The organism is Tenacibaculum sp. SZ-18 (genome assembly GCF_002813915.1).
GTDB lineage: Bacteria > Bacteroidota > Bacteroidia > Flavobacteriales > Flavobacteriaceae > Polaribacter.
This window is the reverse complement of the sequence record NZ_CP019335.1, coordinates 6,888-28,169: the sequence shown is the minus strand read 5'-3', so window position 1 is coordinate 28,169 and position 21,282 is coordinate 6,888. Positions and strand designations below refer to the sequence as shown.

14 protein-coding genes are annotated in these 21,282 nt (G+C 31.6%); 6 read left to right on the top strand and 8 right to left on the bottom strand.

Going from position 1 to position 21,282, the window contains the following annotated elements; genetic code table 11:
* The first annotated feature begins 10 nt into the window (after positions 1-10).
* Positions 11-181 (top strand): hypothetical protein, encoded by a 171-nt coding sequence (locus BTO06_RS18270; RefSeq protein ID WP_157811663.1) that lies wholly within the window; start codon positions 11-13, stop codon positions 179-181.
* A 79-nt stretch (positions 182-260) separates the two neighbouring features.
* Here BTO06_RS18270 and BTO06_RS00075 read toward each other — a convergent pair whose 3' ends face one another.
* Positions 261-977: a LytR/AlgR family response regulator transcription factor gene (locus BTO06_RS00075; RefSeq protein WP_100923355.1), complete on the bottom strand. Its 717-nt coding sequence runs from the start codon at positions 975-977 to the stop codon at positions 261-263.
* Between the two features lies 1 nt (position 978).
* The gene (locus BTO06_RS00070; RefSeq protein ID WP_100926675.1) at positions 979-1,956 is read right to left on the bottom strand and encodes a sensor histidine kinase; all 978 of its coding nucleotides are present in this window, start codon (positions 1,954-1,956) and stop codon (positions 979-981) included.
* Between the two features lie 220 nt (positions 1,957-2,176).
* Between BTO06_RS00070 and BTO06_RS00065 the strand changes: the two genes are divergently transcribed.
* The 3 genes from BTO06_RS00065 to BTO06_RS00055 all read left to right on the top strand — a co-directional run bounded on the left by BTO06_RS00065 (position 2,177) and on the right by BTO06_RS00055 (position 4,934).
* A complete protein-coding gene (locus BTO06_RS00065) occupies positions 2,177-2,380 on the top strand; it encodes a hypothetical protein (RefSeq protein WP_100923354.1) in 204 nt (67 codons plus the stop codon).
* Between the two features lie 6 nt (positions 2,381-2,386).
* A complete protein-coding gene (locus BTO06_RS00060) occupies positions 2,387-3,250 on the top strand; it encodes an ABC transporter ATP-binding protein (RefSeq protein WP_100923353.1) in 864 nt (287 codons plus the stop codon).
* 136 nt (positions 3,251-3,386) lie between these two features.
* Positions 3,387-4,934: an ABC transporter permease gene (locus tag BTO06_RS00055; protein WP_100923352.1), complete on the top strand. Its 1,548-nt coding sequence runs from the start codon at positions 3,387-3,389 to the stop codon at positions 4,932-4,934.
* An 89-nt stretch (positions 4,935-5,023) separates the two neighbouring features.
* Here the strand turns inward: BTO06_RS00055 and BTO06_RS00050 are convergent, their stop codons facing one another.
* The gene (locus tag BTO06_RS00050; protein ID WP_157811662.1) at positions 5,024-5,239 is read right to left on the bottom strand and encodes a hypothetical protein; all 216 of its coding nucleotides are present in this window, start codon (positions 5,237-5,239) and stop codon (positions 5,024-5,026) included.
* A 503-nt stretch (positions 5,240-5,742) separates the two neighbouring features.
* Here BTO06_RS00050 and BTO06_RS00045 point away from each other — a divergent pair.
* Together BTO06_RS00045 and BTO06_RS00040 are read left to right on the top strand one after the other, a co-directional pair.
* Entirely contained in the window at positions 5,743-8,868 is a 3,126-nt protein-coding gene (locus BTO06_RS00045; RefSeq protein WP_100923350.1) for a hypothetical protein, read from the top strand.
* A 5-nt stretch (positions 8,869-8,873) separates the two neighbouring features.
* A complete protein-coding gene (locus BTO06_RS00040) occupies positions 8,874-12,632 on the top strand; it encodes a DUF6443 domain-containing protein (protein WP_100923349.1) in 3,759 nt (1,252 codons plus the stop codon).
* Positions 12,633-13,353: 721 nt separating this feature from the next.
* Here BTO06_RS00040 and BTO06_RS00035 read toward each other — a convergent pair.
* The 5 genes from BTO06_RS00035 to BTO06_RS18645 form a co-directional block, all read right to left on the bottom strand.
* The gene (locus BTO06_RS00035; RefSeq protein ID WP_100923348.1) at positions 13,354-13,734 is read right to left on the bottom strand and encodes a TraR/DksA family transcriptional regulator; all 381 of its coding nucleotides are present in this window, start codon (positions 13,732-13,734) and stop codon (positions 13,354-13,356) included.
* A 1-nt stretch (position 13,735) separates the two neighbouring features.
* The gene (gene ileS, locus BTO06_RS00030; RefSeq protein WP_100923347.1) at positions 13,736-17,146 is read right to left on the bottom strand and encodes an isoleucine--tRNA ligase; all 3,411 of its coding nucleotides are present in this window, start codon (positions 17,144-17,146) and stop codon (positions 13,736-13,738) included.
* Positions 17,147-17,269: 123 nt separating this feature from the next.
* A complete protein-coding gene (locus tag BTO06_RS00025) occupies positions 17,270-19,411 on the bottom strand; it encodes an OmpA family protein (RefSeq protein WP_100923346.1) in 2,142 nt (713 codons plus the stop codon).
* 15 nt (positions 19,412-19,426) lie between these two features.
* Positions 19,427-20,365 (bottom strand): PorP/SprF family type IX secretion system membrane protein, encoded by a 939-nt coding sequence (locus tag BTO06_RS00020; RefSeq protein WP_198517114.1) that lies wholly within the window; start codon positions 20,363-20,365, stop codon positions 19,427-19,429.
* 27 nt (positions 20,366-20,392) lie between these two features.
* The coding region (locus BTO06_RS18645; RefSeq protein WP_198517113.1) for an Ig-like domain-containing protein at positions 20,393-21,282 on the bottom strand (890 nt) is incomplete at its 5' end.

Here is a 21,282-nt window from a genome sequence, read left to right as displayed (position 1 = left end):
GGGAATAAAAATGATTAAAAATATTAATAATCTTGAAGGAGTAACTGTGTTAAATAAACAAAGTTTAAATAACATTACTGGTAAAGGAAACCTATTTTATGGCATCAGCTCAAATGGACATGGAGCCTTCACAGATACAGATATTTCAGGAAACGGAATTCATTGCACCCCACTTGCCTAAGTTACACCAAAAGATAAATCTAATCCTGGAATTAAGGTGCCTTTAGTGTAAATATGAGATAAAGTAATACAATACAGTATTATTCTTCAATTCGTTTGATTAATTGCTTTCGATAAGATTTTCCTACAGGTAATACTTTATCATTAATCAATATTACCTGATTGCCATCTATAAGTTTTAAATGATTAAAATTGATAACATAGGATTTATGTATTCTTAAAAAGTTGTTTGGAAGTTTTGTAAGAAACTCGGTTAACGTTTGAGGTGTCAAAATCATGGTATCTGTATAAATTTTTATATAATTACCATAAGCCTCTACATAGTAAATTTCATCAAAATTTAACTTTATGATTTTCTTATCGCTTTTAACGAACAACGAATTAGCTTCGTTTTCTTTATTTACGGTTATTGGTTGGGTATTACTAACCGGAGTTGTTTTGAGTTTCTGTTGAACTTTAACTATTGCTTGTAAAAATCGTTCTAATGAAAATGGTTTTAATAGGTAATCCGTCACGGCAAGTTCAAAACCTTCTATAGCATATTCCGGATAAGCTGTTGTGATAATAACCTCTGGTTTTTTTGCTAATGATTTTAATAAGCTTATTCCAGAGAACTTCGGCATATTGATATCTAAGAATAGTAAATCTATTTGCTCTTTTTGCAATACTTCCATTACTTCAAAAGCATTCTTGCAAGTAGTTACTAACTCTAAATACGGAATATCTTTAATATAATTCTCTATTATTTGACGTGCAATTGGCTCGTCGTCTGCAATTAAACATCTTATCTTTTCCATATTATATCGAAAGTTTTAAATCAACAGAAAAAATACTCTTGGTTTTTCCAATTTTTAAACTATGTGCTTCAGGATAAATTAAATCTAGTCTTTTTTTGACATTGACTAATCCAATTCCACTTTTCCCTTTTTCTAGGTTCTCACCTTTATCACTATGTATATCGAATGAATTTTCACACTTGAATACTAATTCATTTTCAGAAATATGAATATCAATATTTACTGTGCTTTTTTCTCCTTCAATAGGAGCCAAATGCTTAAATGCATTCTCAACAAACACAATTAATAACATTGGAGCTAATTTCTTATCTTTTAGTATTCCAGAAATTGAAAAGGAAATATCTGCTTGTTCTTCCAACCTCAATTTTTCAAGAGAAATATAATTTTCTAAATAACTCATTTCCTTTTGTAAAGAAACAAAAGACTCTCTTGTTTCATACAAACTGTAGCGTAATAAATCCGATAGTTTCAACATCAGATTTGGTAGTTTATCCGACTTTACCACAGATAAACCATACAAATTATTCAATGTATTAAATAGAAAATGAGGATTCAGTTGTCCCTTCAATAACTTTAATTCAGCTTCCTTTACCTCTTGTCTGCGTTTAAAACTATCTCTTGCTATACGAATAGTCATACCGAAAATCATTGCTAATAAAATAAACCCAAACAGGTTTAAAAACATCTTTACATCTAACGGTTGATTTATGGCTTTACTAATAACATAAACCGGCAATAAAGTAAATAGCGTACCACTTAAAATAAAAAGTATGAAAAATATAGTTTTCCTTTTTTGGAAATATGGAAGAACAAAATAATTAGTAATGTAAATAGTAGGTAGTAAAAATAGAATTGCATAAAGAGCTATTTGAATTCTATTTTCAGATTGAATTCCACCGATTAAAATGATAAACAGAATGAACCATACAAATATGTTTTGTACCAGTTTATTATCTATCAAAGTATCTAGTTTAGACATTCCCATATATTTAAAATAGTTACTACAAACTTAATTATTACCTGCAAAAAGGACACTTTTTAATGATGAAAGATATTTTTTTCTATCTGAATGTACTCATTACAATGATTATCGTTCAAATTCCATAAAATCATTTTTGCGACTACGTTCATCATTCTTCTTTTTAAAAACTGAGATTTTAATTGACTTTTGAAGTGTTAATTCTAAAAATCAATTCATTATGCAACTATTTAAAATATTCTTTACAATGTTTTTGTATGCAATGAGTGTTATCTATAATTCGGAAACAAAACAAGAACAACAACATAATTCTACTATTCAAAAAGCAGTGACTTCAACTGTAGCGTTTGATAAAAACATAGAAAATAAGAACAACAATATTTCTAACATAATTCTAGAAGATAATTCAACACAATTAAAATAAATAACTATGAGACTCGATATACAAAACGTATCTAAAAAGTACAGTGCAACCAAATACGGATTAAAAGACTTTTCAATTGGTATTGACAAAGGAATATTAGGATTGTTAGGACCAAATGGAGCTGGTAAATCTACTTTACTAAAAATGATTGCTACTGTAAGCAAACCAAGTGACGGCCAAATTATTTTAAACAAAAACAACGTTGTAAAAGACCCTAATTACATGCGTAAACAAATTGGCTTTTTACCTCAGGATTTTGGAGTGTATCCTAACTTAAACGCTTTTGAATTTTTAAAATATATGGCAGCCATGAAAGGTGTTGGCGGAAAGCATTTAAACTCTAAAATAACACAACTTTTAGAAGGTTTGAACTTAATGGATGCTGCTCATAAACCTATTGGGAGTTATTCTGGAGGTATGAAACAACGTGTAGGAATTGCCCAAGCTCTATTAAACGATCCAAAAGTGTTGATTTTCGATGAACCAACTGTTGGTTTAGATCCGGAAGAGCGCATGAGATTCAGAGATCTTATTCATCAATTAGCCAATGATGCCATTGTGATATTGTCTTCACATATTGTTTCAGATATAGATACTGTGGCTGATAAAGTTGCTATAATGAAAAATGGAAATTTACTCGCCTATGGAGATCAAGAAGAATTGATTGATAAGGTAAAAGGTAAAGTTTTTGAAACAACAATTGAAAAAAACACTTTACACGAGTTTAAGCAAAATCATTTAGTAGTTCATTCTTTACTAAAAGGTAATTCTTCCATCGTAAGATTTATTAGTTCCCAACAACCAAATGGAGCTTTAGCACAACAACCAACTTTAGAAGACACTTATTTATACACCACTAAAACATCTTAATCATGAAAACGTCGAACAAGAAAACGCTACAAATCATACTTTTTTTAATCATTGCGATTTCCCTATTAACAGCTTTAATTATTTCTTCAGACACCATTCACTTTGGAGTATATAATGCACATTAAATCTTATCACTATGAATATTTTTCCTTTAATAAAATATAGCTATTTACAACGCGTAAGAAATTATAATTTCTTAATTACACTTTGCACAAGTTTAGCGGTTGCATATACATTTGTACCAGCACCAGATGCTAATTATTCAACAATAAGAATTGCAGATTATGTTGGTGATTATAATTCTGCTTGGTTTGGATATGTTACAGCGATTATGAGTAGTTTATTTTTATCGCTTGTTGGTTTTTATCTGATTAATGGTGGAATTAAAACCGATATTCAAACTAAAGTCGGACAAATTATTGCTACTACAAAAGTTACGAATACCACGTATTTATTTTCAAAAGTTATAAGTGGATTTTTCATATTATTGACTATTCTTGGAGTAGTACTTATTATGAGTATCGCTTTATTTCATTCGTACAATGAAAACTTTCCTTTTGAAATTTTTCAGTTTATAAAACCTTATTTCTTAATTACTATTCCAACATTATTTTTCATTGCCGTGTTAGCCGTTGTTTTTGAAGTTTTCTTCAGAAATTATACTATACTTCAAAATATTGGTTTTTTCTTCTTATTCTCTTTCTTAATGTTGTCATCAAGAACTCATCAAGATCACTTTTCATCTGATATGTTAGGGACTAAAATCGTTATGAATAAAATGGAAAACCAAGTTAGAGAATTAACGCAAGGAGATCATATCAAACAATTATCTATTGGATACGTAATTGGAAATAAAAATGCTGCGAAAAAATTTCATTTTAATGGAATGGAGTTTCCATACTCATTTGTAATTAGCAGAATATTTTGGATTGCTTTAGGAACATTACTTGTTTTTCTTGCTACCGGTTTCTTTCATAGGTTTTCGCTAAAGGAATCTTCTACTCAAAAAGCACCAAAAGTTGCGACTCAAACTGAAATAACAAATAAGGAAATTCAAATCTCAGGATTATCCAAACTAACTACGAATTTCTCTATTCTTCCGCTACTTAGAACCGAATTATTATTACTGATTAGAAAAGGAAAAAAATGGTTGTGGTTTATAAATGGTATTGGAATATTACTCTTAGCGCTGCTTCCTTTAGAAATTTCACATCAGTTTGTATTACCAATTCTTTGGTTTTTCCAAGTAAGTAGAATCTCAGATTTAACTACAAAGGAATTTACAAATAAAGTACACTATTTTGCTTTTGCTTCTTTTAATCCCTTACATAGATTGTTGATTTCTCAACTCTTAGCGAGTATTCTATTGCTTCTATTCTTAGCTCTTCCTTTATTGGTAAGATTAATACTAGCCGCAAATTTTATAGCTTTAAGCACTGTAATTCTTGGAGCAATTTTTATAGTTTTCTTAGCAGCAGCCTTCGGAATAGTAACAAAAGGGAAAAAGTTATTTGAAGTAGTATTTTTCATGATTACGTATACTAATATCAATAAAATTCCTTTTACAGATTATTTCGGAGCCTTAAGTCAAAACAACTTTTTATCAGTTAAATTAACAATCTGTATTCTGATGCTTGGTACAATGGTGTATAGCATTCGTAATTATCAATTAAAAACATCTTAATGTTTTAATAGTAGTTCACTCTAATAAAAAATGAGACTAATTTCTTAGTCTCATTTTTTTGATTTTTTATATTTTACCGAACTAAAAGTTTATCCTTTTAACCAAGCGTTTAATAAATATTTTTGTTTGGAATTAGCGGTATCAACTCTCTTGATAGCTTTTCCTTTTGTAAAAGCAGGCGTTAAGGTATTTTTGATTACAATTTCTTTACCATCCCTTTCCAACTTCACTTCTACTATTTCTCCCGGCTGCCATCTGAAAACTCCTTTAGGGATGAAAAGTATCACGAAACTACTAGGCCTCAATTAAAAAATTATTGTAAAACAGATAATTATTCTGTTAAATAGAACCTATAGTAAAAAAACCACAGAAAAAAGCTGTTTAATAGAACAGAATAAAACATACCTCAAAGACACATAAACTTTATAATTATCTCAGTTATGATCTATTGTGAACTCTTCTTGTAACATAAACTTCACTGTAGAGATTGCAACGTTTATGTTATTAGACAAATAGAACACCAGTTACAATTTAAGCATGTACTTAAATAAAATATCTTATCAAAAGTCTATACTTTAAAATCTAGCTCATTTTACTAGCAATATAAAATCTTGATTTTTGACGAGTAAATTTTATCCCAAATTCCTAAAATTTATCCCTACTGCAATGGGATAAATTTTAAGAATTTGTCGTTTGATCTAATTAAGTGGCATTTTAGAACATTTCACAGGTACAAATAATACTTTTCATAAAACTCTTTTACATTTCGAGTATCATTAATCAATTTAAATTTTCAAACTGAAATTTTATGAAAAAAACTATTTTTTCAATTGTTTTGTATGTACTAACTTACAATATCTCAGCACAAGAACTTCCTCAGATTACTCCTGTATCACCACAAGCAGCCAGTTTAGGAAAGTACGGGGAAATTCCAGTAAATTTAGCGACAGGTAAGATTAACTATAGTATTCCGTTATATACTATAGATGTAAATGGTTTTCAATGGCCGATTTCCCTGTCGTATAATTACAACGGCCTTGTGGTAGAACAAGACCCACCTATGACAGGTCTTGGATGGGATTTAATGGCAACAGGAAGAATTACAAGACAAGTTCGTGGTCTGCCCGATGAAAGAGGAGGTTCTAAACTCTATAAACAAAACTATATCATTCCTTATCTAGAGTGGGATTATTCAACTTCGAACTATCCTGAAAATGAATTGGCTAGTATTTACGAGAACATTCATACCAAAGCGTTTGACGGACAACAAGATAAATATTTTATTAACGCAGGTAGTTTGTCAGGAAGTTATGTGTACAATGTAAACGATGAAATCGTTTTTCTAAACCATAGAAATTACATAGTACAAAACACTGCTAATGGTATAAAAGTTATTGATGAACGAGGTGTTACTTTTTTATTCGAGCAGAAAGAATATGGAGCTTATACCGTATATGATGATGGTGAAATTGATATTCCAGTAAGCTATTTATTAACCAAAATTAAGCTCCCTAATAATCAAGGAGAGATTGATTTTGAGTACCATCCAACAATAGCTTATGTCAAAAAAGTTTATACTGAAACAGAGGTGACAGGATTTGGAATTGGACCTACCTACGATTTTGGACAAGATCTAAGAACGATACGCAATACGCCCTTAAAAAAAATTAAGTTCCCTAATGGTGAGATTCGATTTGACATTACCACTGCAACAGACAATCAAGTTAAGACTAGTGCACTCAATACGGTTTCTGTGTGGAATGGGAACAAAAAGGTCTTGCAGTATGATTTAGGCTATAGTAACCCTAACAAAAAATTAAAGACTCTAAACTCAATTGAGCGAGTAAGTGGAATTCAAAGACTTTCATATTATGATTTTGAATATCACTCTTTCCCAACATATATTGATTACAGAAAGCAAGATTTTTGGGGATTTTACAACGGTAAAGGTAATGTTAATTTGTTAAATGGTAATAAGGAAATTGATTTTAGTAAAACTGTTATGGGAGCATTAAAGAAAATTTATCATCCAACAAAAGGAACCACTGAAATCACCTATGAACAGAATACCATTGAAAGTACTGCTGGTAATAGCAATGGTTCTTGCTCGTTCAGTCATAACAAATCTATTACAGGACAATTGATTGGAAATATCCAAGGAAAGGATATTGACACTATTATTCAGATTCCAGCTAATCAAATTGTAAAGGTATATGCATATGCCGAAGTAGGGAATGGATCTGCCACAAATATGTTTGGAGCTGAATCTAACATAAACATACAAACCACAGGTGGTGCATGTAATTATCTTAATATTAACATTAACGAGGCGGTATACGGAGAAGAGTATTTTTGTAATCCTGAACCTGGAAACACATGTCCTACTATTCGTCGAAAAGTTGACAACCAAACCGAATATACGGATGATGGTAAAATTCATATTCGAGGATCGGTTAGGGCACCACAAGGAAAATTGGCAAGAATTCATTATACCATTACCTTTGAAGACAGACCCAATGAGGATAAATTTGTTGGTGGAATTCGCGTTGCCCGAACCAAAGATTGTGCTGAGATTGGAAATTGCACTACGACCAATTATGAGTATGTTGAAGAAGATGGAAAAAGCAGCGGCAAGTTACTGGGAGCCCCAGCAATTTTCAAGTATAATATTATTTATGAACAAGCACCACCGTTATATCATGGAATTAAAACATACAGATCAGCACACAGTATGCAAAACTTCACCAGCTACCAAGGTTCACCAGCTTTATACAGTCGTGTAGAAACTATTAAAAATGATGGAAGTAATGGTAAAATTATACAATATTTTAGTGCTTTTAAAAATGGTGAATCTGCTGCGAATCCATTTATTGAAAGAGAGAGCAAAGACTGGAAGTCAGGTAAGTTAATAAAAGAAGAAATCTTCAAAAAAACAGGCTCGACCTATACCTTACAAAGCATAACAGAAAATACATATGATGAGTTTTTTCCCTTTGGAAGATTTGCTCAAAGCAGTCTCAAAGCTTATAATTTTGCCGTATCAAGAACTCGTATTCGAACTGGCTATATAGGTCCTGGCTTCGGGGGAGGATATGGAACCATAGAAGGAGATCCTACTGACTACAGCGAATTAAGTGTTATTGATTATCCAAAGGCTTATAAATTAACGAAAACTGAACATACAGAATTTCATTCTAGTGGTAACTTCACAACAAATACCTTTAATGAATATGATCCTCAAAAGTTATTACTGAAGGAACAACGAATTATTGACAGTGATGGTGTGAGTAGAATTTCAAAAACTCAATATGCTCATGATTTGAATAATAATACATTAATTGATCAGAATAAAGTAGCTGTTCCGCTTAGAAGTCGGCAATATATAAAATCCGGATTAAATCCGGAATTAAAACTTTCTGAACAAAATACAGTGTATGGCACTAAATCAGGATTTTACGTTCCTATAAAATCACAAACTTCCAAAGGTTATAACCTACTTGAAGATCGTATTATTTATGATAGTTATACATCCAAAGGAAGGGTTAGAGAGGTAAGCAGAAAAGATGGAACAAAAATCTATTACGTTTGGGGTTACAATGATATGTATCCAATCGCGAAGATTGAAGGATACACTTTTTTCACTTCAACGCAGTACTCATACATTAATCAGGCAATTTCTGCTTCGAATAACATTACCAATAACACAACTGAAAATACACTAATAACTAAACTTACACAATTAAGAAATAGCTTCAATTCATCAACTGTTCAATTAACAAGTTATACCTACAAACCTTTCATTGGACTCTCAAGTATGACAAACCCTAGAGGAGAATCAATTTATTATGAATATGATGGTTTTAATCGATTGGAATATATTAAGGATGATCAGGGAAATATATTAAGTAAAAACGAATACAATTTTAAAAACTAACTACTATGCAAAAGTATTTAATAAAAAAGATATTTTTTATCATTATTGCAATGAGTTATACAATAAACTCGTTCGCAACCAATACGAATACAACCGATGGAAATAACGTTAGTATTAGTGGAAACACAGTTGTAAACGTTAATGATACTAAAACCTACACAGTAAATTCAAATGGTCATTATATTTTTAGTGGGAATTGGGCTGTTTTAGGTGCTAATATTATTAGCCAGAACTCTTTGAGTATAACTATTCAGTGGACTACTCCAGGTTCTAGAATTCTAAATTACACGGCAACTACATTTGGTGGAAGTCAGTCAGCTTCATTAGAAATAACGATTAATCCATCTTCAACTTCGAATCCGATAAGCTTAAGCCAAAATAGAAATTATGTTTATACCATTTCTCCACAGAAACCCGTGACGAACATGTCGCAAATTAACCAAAACAGAGATGCACTAAAGAATATTGTATACTATGATGGATTAGGAAGAACTGAACAAAATATTGCAATCCAACAAAGCCCACAGGGAAAGGATATTGTTATCCATACGGAATATGACAGTTATGGTCGTCAAATAAAAGAATATTTACCTTATGCGTCTTCAACCACTAACGGAGCGTTTAAAATAAATGCATCAGAAGAAACAAAGAACTTTTATATCTCAAATTATAGTTCTGATATGAGCATCCTAAATCCTAATCCTTTTTCACAAAAAGCCCTTGAAAACTCTCCTGCAAATCGAGTGATAAAACAAGCAGCACCTGGCTTTGATTGGGCTATGGGAAGCAATCATGAAATAGAGTTTGATTATCGCACTAATAGTAGTAATGAAGTAAGAAAATACAGCGTATCACTAAACGCATCTTATGTACCTACACTAACAGGTGGTACTTCATATTATCCTGCAGGTAGATTGTCGAAAACGATTACGAAAGATGAAAATCATACTGGTACTAACAAAGTTCGAACGACAGAGGAATTTAAAAATAAGTTAGGACAGGTAATTCTTAAAAGAACCTATATTACTAATTCTATTGCAGCTGACACCTATTTTGTATATGACGATTATGGGAATTTAACTTATGTATTACCCCCTAAATCTGAACCTCACACTGCTAAACCTGATAGCGTAGAACTCTCAGAATTGTGTTATCAGTATAAGTATGATAAGAGAAATCGATTGATTGAGAAAAAAATTCCTGGAAAGGGTTGGGAATACATCATTTACGATAAACTAGACAGACCTGTCCTTACTCAAGATGCGATTTTAAGAAATCAAAAAAAATGGTTATTCACCAAGTTTGATATTTTGGGGAGAATGATTTATTCTGGAATTTATACTCACGGGACAGCACGCAATCAAGAGCAAATGCAGAATACTTTTGATACGGCTCTAGCAAGAATGGGTAGTAAAAAATTATATGAAAATAAGACAACAAGTGAATTTGGTTCTCATGCACAGCATTACTACACTAATAATCAATTCCCATTCAACAATATTGAAGTACTTACGGTTACTTATTATGATAATTATACGTTTAATAGAGCGGGAACAAGTACTTCCGTGTCTAATATTTATGGCGTTAATTCTACAACACGTACCAAAGGACTAATCACAGGAAGTAAAATAAAAGTATTAGGTTCTTCTCAGTGGATAACCAATGTAACTTTTTTTGACTCCAAAGCGAGACCTATTTATGAATATAGCAAAAATGATTTTCTATTAACTACAGATATTGTAAAAAATAAGTTCGATTTTACTGGTAAAGTTGTCGAATCAACTACGCAACATACAAAATCAGATGATAACTTATCAACGCTTACCATTACTGATAAATTTGAATACGATAACACCGGAAGGCTGCAAAAACAGGTTCAGAAAATAGGAAATCAAGCAGAAGAGATTATTGTAGAAAATGCCTACGATGAGTTAGGTCAATTAAAAAGTAAAGGTATTGGTGGAAAGACCACTCAAAATCGTTTACAAACGGTCGATTTTAAATATAATATAAGGGGTTGGTTGAAAGAAATTAATAATACAAATTTTTTAGGAGATGACTTATTTGCATTTAAATTGAATTATAATACGGTAAATCACTCGGGAACTAGGCTGTATAATGGTAATATTTCAGAAACAAGATGGAGAACCAAAAATGATAATGTTTTGAGATGGTACAAGTATACTTATGACGGTCTAAATCGAATCAAAACCGCCATTGATAAAGATAATCGATACAGTCTTAATTCTGTCAGTTATGATAAAAATGGAAACATTACGGATTTACAACGAAAAGGACATATTAATAGCAGTGCAACAAGTTTTGGACTCATGGACAATTTACAATATACTTATGCCAGTAGAAGTAACCGATTAGTGAGAGTTCAAGAAAAAATGGGAGGTAATATTACCTACGGATTCAAAAATGGCTCAAACAATACAACTGAATACACCTATGATCTTAATGGTAACTTATTAAGGGATTATAATAAAAATATGACATCTAATACGTTATATAATCACTTGAATCTACCTACAAGAATCACTATTGGCGGTAAACATATTCATTATACCTATGATGCTACTGGAACTAAATTGAGGAAGGTTGTAAACGGAACTACTACCGATTATGCTGGTAATTTTATTTACGAAAAAAGCGGATTAGGGGCTAAAAAATTGAAGTTCTTTAATCATGCAGAAGGATATGTAGAACCCAATAATACAGGGAAATTTGATTACATTTACCAATACAAAGACCATTTAGGAAATATAAGACTCACATATTCAGATACAGATAATAACGGAAATGTGAATCAAAGTGAAATTATAGAAGAATCTAACTATTATCCATTTGGTCTTGAACATAAAGGCTATAATGACGCAATTAACAGTAGTGAAAATAATTCTTATACTTATAATGGAAAAGAACTCGAGGAAGAATTAGAAAAAAACACTCTTGCATATGGTTGGAGAGATTATGATCCTGCAGTTGGTAGATTTAATAAAATCGATAGATTTGCTGAAAAATATTACAATATGTCTACTTATAGTTACGCAGGAAATAACCCTGTGTTATTTGTCGATATTCAGGGTGATAGTATTGGTTTAGGTAAAGATATCTTTCTAAAATTTATGACCATGGTAGAGAACAAAATAAAAGATATTAAGAACAGAAGAAATGGCAGAATTAATGCTCTTAAAACAAAAGGTAAAACAGATAAAATAAAAAGGCTTAAAGCCAAGTGGAATAAGAAGGATCAAAAAAATTCTATTTTATCAGTTTATGAAAAGACGCTAGATGAACTCAGAGAAATGGAAGCTGAAAAAAATCTCATTTTTGATATAAAAACTGACGTCGGTGGTGGGAGTTATAAAGATGGCTTTTTAGGTTATGATACATCACGAAATACTGTTACTGTTAACCTTGTTGATGGTTATAACAAAGGTGACTTAGCTCATGAGTTAAAACACGGATATCAATATTTAAAAGGTCAAATGTCACTTTACATGACACCAGATGGCACATTTTATGGAGGTGATTTACATGATCTCATAGACGAAGAAGAAGCATACAACAGAGGCAGTAAATTTGGAGGAAAAGGTTCTTACAGAAATAAAATACAAATTGAATATAATTTCGAAGGTTCAAAGTTGGTCCAACGAACTTTGCAAAATACAACGGTTCAGCCCACAGTAACAAAAAAATTCAATATTAATGGAACGAAAAAATTATTAATGGTAAAACATTTTTACTATAAAAAATAAAAAGTATTTCTTTAAAAATCCTTTTAAAGAAATAAAATTTATATGAAGACAATAATAGACTCTTATATCAACTACTTGCCGTCCCGCTGCCCATTTTATGTTACGACTGCCGATCGAATCCTTACATGTGGTGGTTATGAGTAAGTAATTAAAAGTTAGATTTTAAGAATATTAGAGACAGAGCCACAGCAGAAATGTTGTGGTTTTGTTATTTTTAGAAGTATGCTTTTTTTAGCTTTGAAATCAAGTATATAAATTACACTAAAAAATTTGCTGTTCTCCAGGGGTAAAAGAATGTTCAGATAGGTCACACGTTCAAGTATTTTTTTTCTTTCAAAATTACAGAGTTTTGATCTATCAAAAAACCCTAAGATACATCTAAGGATGTAGCTATTTTATTAGCAATCCAGACAGACGGTATAATCTTGTAACGATTAATCTACCAATAAAGGCATCATAAATACCTATCAGATCCTCTAAATGCTCTCTAGACAACTTTTTATCACTGCCTAACCTAATTATTGTAATGTTAATAATTATTTTCAAATAAAAAAACCTTTAAATATACGAGGTGATATGTATTCGAAAGGTTAAAACAAACATATAAAACAGGACAGAAATAAATACATTAGAAAACTAACCAATTAGCTTACTAAACAAAAACTAAAAACTAAAATCAAAAAAGCCGTCTATAAATTATTACTTTTTAGACGACTTTACTTTATTGTTTTCTTTTAGCTTCAATACTCAATGTTGCGTGAGGAACTAATTTTAAACGTTCTTTTTGAATAAGTTTACCTGTTACTCTACAGACACCATATGTTTTATTTTCAATGCGAATTAAAGCGTTTTTAAGGTCTCTAATAAACTTTTCTTGACGAATAGCTAATTGCATATTCGCTTCTTTTGCCATGGTATCAGTGCCGTCTTCGAAAGATTTAAATGTAGGTGAAGTATCATCTGTACCATTATCAGCACCATTTTTATATGATGATTTTAACAATTCTAAATCTTCTTCAGCCCTTTCGATTTTCTTTTGAATAATCTCTTTAAACTCTTGTAAGTCCGAGTCTGAATACCTTACTTTAACATCTTCTGCCATACTACTTAGCTTTTTCGATTAACATTCTACTTTTAATGGTATCAAATTCAATTTCTGTACCACTTTCTAACGAATCAACAAAAACTAATTCATTAGTTAATGTTTCCGTTTTAATGTAGTTTTCGTTCGCTTGAACCGATTGTTGTAACTCTGCAAAGTTTAAGAATGTAAGTTTGATTTTATCTGTTACCTCAAAGCCAGAATCTTTACGAGCATTTTGAATTCTATTTACCAATTCTCTTGCGATTCCTTCTTTTCGTAAATTTTCAGTTATAGTAACATCTAAAGCAACTGTAATTCCATCTGCATTTGCTACAAGCCAACCTTCAATATCTTTCGACGAAATTTCTACATCTTCTGTTCCTAATGTAATACTTTTTCCGTTAATTTCTATAGAAATTTGCCCCTCTTTTTCTACAGTATTTATCTGATCTTGGGTAAAAGACTGAATTTCAGAAGCAACCAATTTCATATCTTTTCCAAATTTTGGACCTAACGCTTTAAAATTTGGTTTTATTTGTTTTACCAATATTCCAGAAGCATCATCTAATAACTGAATTTCTTTTACATTAACCTCAGATTTTATTAAAGAGGAAACAGCATTAATCTCTTCTTTTTGAGCAACATCTAATACAGGAATCATAATTTTCTGTAATGGCTGACGTACTTTAATTTTTTCTTTAGCTCTTAATGACAATACCAATGAAGAAATAGTTTGTGCGTTTTCCATTTTACGCTCTAATGATTTATCTACAACAGAAGCATCAAATTTTGGAAATTCTGCCAAGTGAACACTTTCAAAAGTTTCCTTACCAGTAGCTGCATTTAAATCTTTATATAATCGATCCATAAAGAATGGTGCAACCGGAGCTCCTAATTTTGCAACAGTTTCCATACATGTATATAATGTTTGGTATGCTGAAATTTTATCCTGAGCATATTCTCCTTTCCAGAAACGTCTTCTACATAAACGAACGTACCAGTTACTTAAATGATCTTGTACAAAATCGGAAATTGCTCTGGTAGCTCTTGTAGGTTCATACTCTGCATAGAATTTATCAACCTTTTCAACTAATGTATTTAACTCAGATAAAATCCAACGATCAATCTCTGGACGATCTGCTAATGGAACATTTGCTTCACTGTAAGTAAATCCATCAATGTTTGCATATAAACTGAAGAATGAATACGTATTATATAATGTTCCGAAGAACTTACGCTTTACTTCTTCTATACCTGCAATATCAAATTTTAAGTTATCCCAAGGATTTGCATTGGAAATCATATACCAACGTGTAGCATCTGGACCATATTCTGCTAACGTTGTAAACGGATCAACTGCATTTCCTAAACGCTTCGACATTTTTTGTCCGTTTTTGTCTAATACTAAACCATTAGATACAACATTTTTATATGCTACAGAATCGAATACCATAGTACCAATTGCATGTAATGTATAGAACCATCCACGAGTTTGGTCTACTCCTTCTGCTATAAAGTTTGCTGGGTAGCTCTTTTTGTTATCAACTAATTCCTTGTTTTCAAATGGATAGTGCCATTGTGCATATGGCATTGATCCTGAATCGAACCAAACATCAATTAAATCAGTTTCACGACGCATCGGTTTTCCTGATTCCGACACTAATATGATTTTATCTACAACATTTTTATGAAGATCTACTTTTTCGTAGTTTTCTTCGGACATATTTCCTACTTCAAAATTGGCAAAAATATCGGTATCCATAACACCAGCTTTCACTGCTCTTGCTATTTCTCTTTTTAACTCTTCTAAAGATCCGATACAAACTTGCTCTGTTCCGTCTTCTGTTCTCCAAATAGGTAATGGAATTCCCCAGAAACGAGAACGAGATAAGTTCCAATCGTTAGCATTCTTTAACCAATTTCCAAAACGACCTTCACCAGTTGATTTTGGTTTCCAGTTAATCGTTTCATTTAAATCGAACATTCTATCCTTAACATCAGTTACTTTGATGAACCAAGAATCTAATGGATAGTATAAAATTGGTTTGTCTGTACGCCAACAGTTTGGATAACTGTGTACATACTTTTCAACCTTAAATGCTTTATTTTCTGTTTTTAATTTAATCGCTAATTCAACATCAACAGACTTCTCTGGCGCTTCACCATCAGTGTAATATTCATTCTTTACATACTTTCCGGCGAATTCTTTTAATTCTGGTCTAAATTTACCCTGTAAGTCAACTAGCGGAACTGGGTTTCCATTTTCGTCTAAAACTAACATAGGTGGAATTTCAGGAACCGCTTGCTTTGACACAAACGCATCATCAGCACCAAATGTTGGAGCTGTATGTACGATACCTGTACCATCTTCTGTTGTTACGAAATCACCAGAAATTACTCTAAATGCATTTTCTGCATTTTCATATGGTAATACGTAATCAATTAATTGTTCATATTTTATTCCAACTAAGTCGGCACCAACAAATTCTTTAACGATGAAATATGGAATTACTTTATCACCATCTTTATATGATAATAACTCAGGCTTCTCTTCTACTTGATTGAACTTTTTACCAGCGAATTGCTTATTAACTAAATTTTTTGCTAAAACTACATTAATTGGTTTGAACGTATATTGGTTATACGTTTCAACTAAAACATACTCTATTTTCGGTCCAACAGTTAATGCTGTATTACTTGGTAATGTCCAAGGAGTTGTTGTCCATGCTAAGAAGTGAATATCACCTTCATTCTGCAGGAAATCTGGTAATGTTTCTTCTAAAGCTTTGAACTGAGCGACAACTGTTGTATCTGTTACATCTTGATACGTTCCTGGTTGATTTAATTCGTGAGAACTTAAACCTGTACCTGCTTTAGGTGAATATGGTTGAATTGTATAACCCTTGTATAATAAATCCTTATCATAAATCTGTTTTAGCAACCACCATACAGATTCCATGTATTTTGATTTGTATGTGATATATGGATCGTTCATATCAACCCAATACCCCATTTTATGCGTAAGGTTATTCCAAATATCAGTATAACGCATTACTGCTTTTTTACAAGCTTCGTTGTACTCTTCAACAGTAATTTTAGAGCCGATATCCTCTTTTGTAATTCCTAATTCTTTTTCAACACCAAGTTCAACTGGTAATCCGTGAGTATCCCAACCTGCTTTACGCTTAACTTGATATCCTTTTTGTGTTTTATATCGACAAAAAATATCTTTAATAGAACGTGCCATAACATGATGAATTCCTGGCAAACCATTTGCAGATGGTGGGCCTTCGAAAAACACGAATGGTTCATTTCCTTCGCGTGTAGTTACACTTTTCTCAAAGATGTTATTTTCCTCCCAATAATTTAAGATTTCTTCTGCTACTTTTGGTAAGTCTAATCCTTTGTATTCCGTAAAATTCTTACTCATTTTATCGTTCTAAGTATTGAATTTGCGAAATTACATATTTTATTGGAATCCTTCGATTTGAGTCAATAAAAAAGTGCCTTTACAGACACTTTTTACGAATACTTTAAACGGTGGTCATTGTATTTACTTAATTTTAAGTTTTTGACCTATTCTAATTATATCTGATTTTAAATTGTTGAGTAATTTTAATTCCTTTACCGTCATTCCGAACTGTTTAGAAATACTAAATAATGTATCGTATGGATGGGAAACAACATAAATATTTTCATTAGATAACTCATCAATACTGCTATCTTTATTCTCTCTATTTATGATTGTATCTTTATATTTTTCATTAACAATGTAAAAGTATGATCTTCTATTTTTCGAATGATCCTCCTCAGAACATTTACTTTGATTCATATCATTACAGTTATTTAACAATCTTTCTTCTCCATAACCAATTGCGCTTTCAATTCTTTCTGGAGCAATTCCTCTTGATACAATATAATCCCTTGTTGATTTAGCTCTTTTTTCCGATAAGATTTTATTATATTCTTTTGTTCCTCTGCTATCAGTATGCGATTCAATCTTAATTACCATATCGGGATTATTCTTCATAACCGAGACAATATGCTCTAACTCGTATTCTGCATCTTCACTAATATCGAATAAATCAAATTGAAAATATATTGGATTAATTACTATCTGCGCAACTTCCTTATTTTTAACAATTAAAGACTCTAAAACTAAATCAGTTTTGTTTTGTTTTTTATTCACGTCTTGTGTTAATACCTCTTTCTGATTACTTCTATAATTATCCTTAGATGCTATAACTATAAAATTACTTTCACAATCAATATTTTTGAAATGATACTTACCATCTACTAGTGTTTTCTTTTCATTAATTGGTGCTCCATTTTTATCAATTAATCTGACTGTTGCTCCAGTAATTGGTTGTCCTGAGCTAACATCAGTTATAACTCCTACAATTTCCTCTTTACACTTGTAAATTACAAAACTATAAATATCATCATCTCCTTTACCACCTTTTCTATTTGACGAAAAATAACCGAAAGACTTATCTTCGCTAATCACGAAACTAAAATCATCTCTTGGGCTGTTTACTGGTGATCCTAGGTTTAATGGCTCTGTAAACTCATCTCCATTAACTTTAGCTTCAAATATATCTAAAGCTCCTAGGCCTAAATGTCCATCTGATGCGAAATATAGTGTATTGTCATTATCTATATTAGGAAACATTTCTCTTCCTTCTGTATTTATTGGTCTTCCGAGATTCTCAACTTTGCCGTAACCTCCATTATCATTTATAGAAACTTTGTATATATCAGTTGCTCCGATTCCTCCTGACATATCAGAAACAAAATACAATGTCTTCTCGTCAGCACTTAACGCAGGATGACCACATGAATACTCGTCACTATTAAAAGGAAGTTCTACAATATCATCCCATTTATTATTAATTAATGTAGCCTTATAGATTTTTAAATGAGTTACTCTATTTTTATCGCCATCCAATTTATCTCCATCGAAGTTATCTCGTGTGAAATACATCGTCTTTCCATCTGAAGTAATTACTGCATTAGATTCGTGATAGCGTGTATTTAAAGAAGGTAGTTTTTTAGATTCATTTACTTGTAGTCCTTTTTCTATATCATTACTAAGCTCCGCTTCCGCCTTATAAATATTTAAAAACGGTTGTTCATTCCACTTATATAACTTTTTATCGAATTTAGACCCTTCTGGTTTAGTAGAAGCAAAATATAAGTCATTGCCATAAATATATCCTCCAAAATCAGAATATTTTGTGTTAATATTCAAATTTTGAATACTCATGTAGGTTTTCTTCTTATTAGAATATTTTACAAAATAATCTTGATTATTCTCTAGAGCAATTGCCCTTGAATCACCTTTATTTACATCTTTTAACTTCCTCAACCATTCATCTGACTCTTCAATCTTACCATTACTCTTTAAAGATTGAGCATATCTAAACAAATATTCAGATGAAACTTCTTCTTTATATTTTTCAAATAAAAGGCGATACCATCTCTCCGCCTCAGCAGTGTTTGTATTATAGTAATTTGCATCTCCCAACCTGCTTAATACAAGCATAGATTTATCACCCTTATTATAGATAACCTCGTATAGTTCTGCAGATTTTTTATACGCATATTCTTTAAAATAACGATCTGCTGCATATCTCCTTTGTGAAAATCCTGAAAAACTAATTACCAATATATAAAATAGTAATACTTTTCTCATAAATTATAATTTAAATTAAAAGAATCTAGGCGATTTTAACACTCGACTTCTTTGTATATCCCATCGTAACATCAGTTCATATGTTCCCGAATTAAAATTATTATAATTTGACGTAGTCAAATCATAAGCAAAACCTATGTTTAAGTTGCTTGTTGCTTGAAGACCAACTAAAGCACTAATTGAGTCGTTCCACCTCCAAGCTGCCCCAATGGCAAACTTTTCATTAAAAAGAAAATTACCTGATACATCAAGAGACAATGGTGCTCCATTCACAACTTTTACTAAGGTTGCAGGTTTGAACTTAATTGTTTCGTTAACATCGAAAACATAACCTGCAATTCCGAAAAAGTGTAATCTTTCTTCGGCCAAATCCCCGTCTCCGAAATTCGTAGTTGCAATTGTATCATCATAATGTTCTGTCCTTATAAAGTTGGGAATGGCTAAGCCAATATACCAATTACTTTTGTAAAAGTATATACCTGCTCCAATTGTAGGTAAAAACTCACTAATATTACCTTCAAAAATACGTTCCTGTTGCCTTGCAGTTCCTTTACTCCAATCAATAGCTAAATGCCTTCCTCCTAGTTTTAAACCAAAAGCTAAATTTCCTTCATTTCCAGTTCGAATAGTATATGATACATTAACATCAAGATATATCTCATTAGATGGACCTATCTGATCATTAGTTAAATTAAAACCAAGTCCTACACCAGAATACCCTATTGGAGTATCGTAACTTAAAGTTTGAGAATCAGGGGCTCCATCTAATCCAACCCACTGAGTTCGACCTAAAGCAGTTATTACGGTGTGATCATTTGATCCAGCATACGCGGGGTTAACACTCATTGTATTATACATATACTGTGTATATTGAGGATCTTGTTGTGAAAAAACTAAAGTCCCCTGAAATATCACTAACATTGTTAGTTTTCGTAAAATCAATATTCTTTTCATCTTTAACATAAGAAAGTAGATTTATTTTTATTCGTTAATGTATAACCAACCTGCCTTAGCTCTTTCTCCATTTCCTGGGTTAATTATGTAATAATAAGTTCCAACTGGTAATTTTTTATCTACGTTAATTGTGACTCTACCATTTGATATTCCTTCAAACCTTTTTGAAGCGTCAAGGTTACTATATCCACTAATTTTGTAAACTGTATTACCCCATCGATTAAATATTTCAACCGTGTTCTTGGAATATTCTGGATTGTCGATACAAGGTATAAAAAAGTATTGATTCTCATTATTTCCGTCACCTGGAGACATTAAATTATAAGGTGATAAGCAAGTATCTGTAGATATAACAACAATTGTTACTGTAGCCCTTGTACAATTTTGAGGTATTAAATTATCACATATTGTATAAGTAAAAGTATCCGTTCCATTAAATCCATCATTTGGTGTGTAGGTTATAATATCATCACTTGGATCATTAGGTGTTCCTCCATCATCAATATAAACGGTTCCATTATTCGGATCAGTTACATCAATAGTCCCATCATTTGGTATATCATTATCGTTTACCGTTATATCAATATCTACATCTTCCCCAGCATTTGTAGTAGTCATATCATCAACTGCATCTGGCGTAGGAATAACTGTTACAGTTACGGTAGCTGTTGAACAATTTGCAGGACTTGCATTGTCACAAATCGTATAAGTAAATGTATCAGTGCCGTTGAAATCTGGATTTGGAACATAGGTCACGACATCATCACTTGGATCATTGGGTGTTCCTCCATCATCAATTGTTACTGTTCCGTTTGTTGGACTTGTAACTGTTAAAGTACCATCGCTTGGTACATCATTATCATTATTTGTTACATCAATATCAACTGAACCGTCTTCGGTTACCGTTGCGGTGTCAT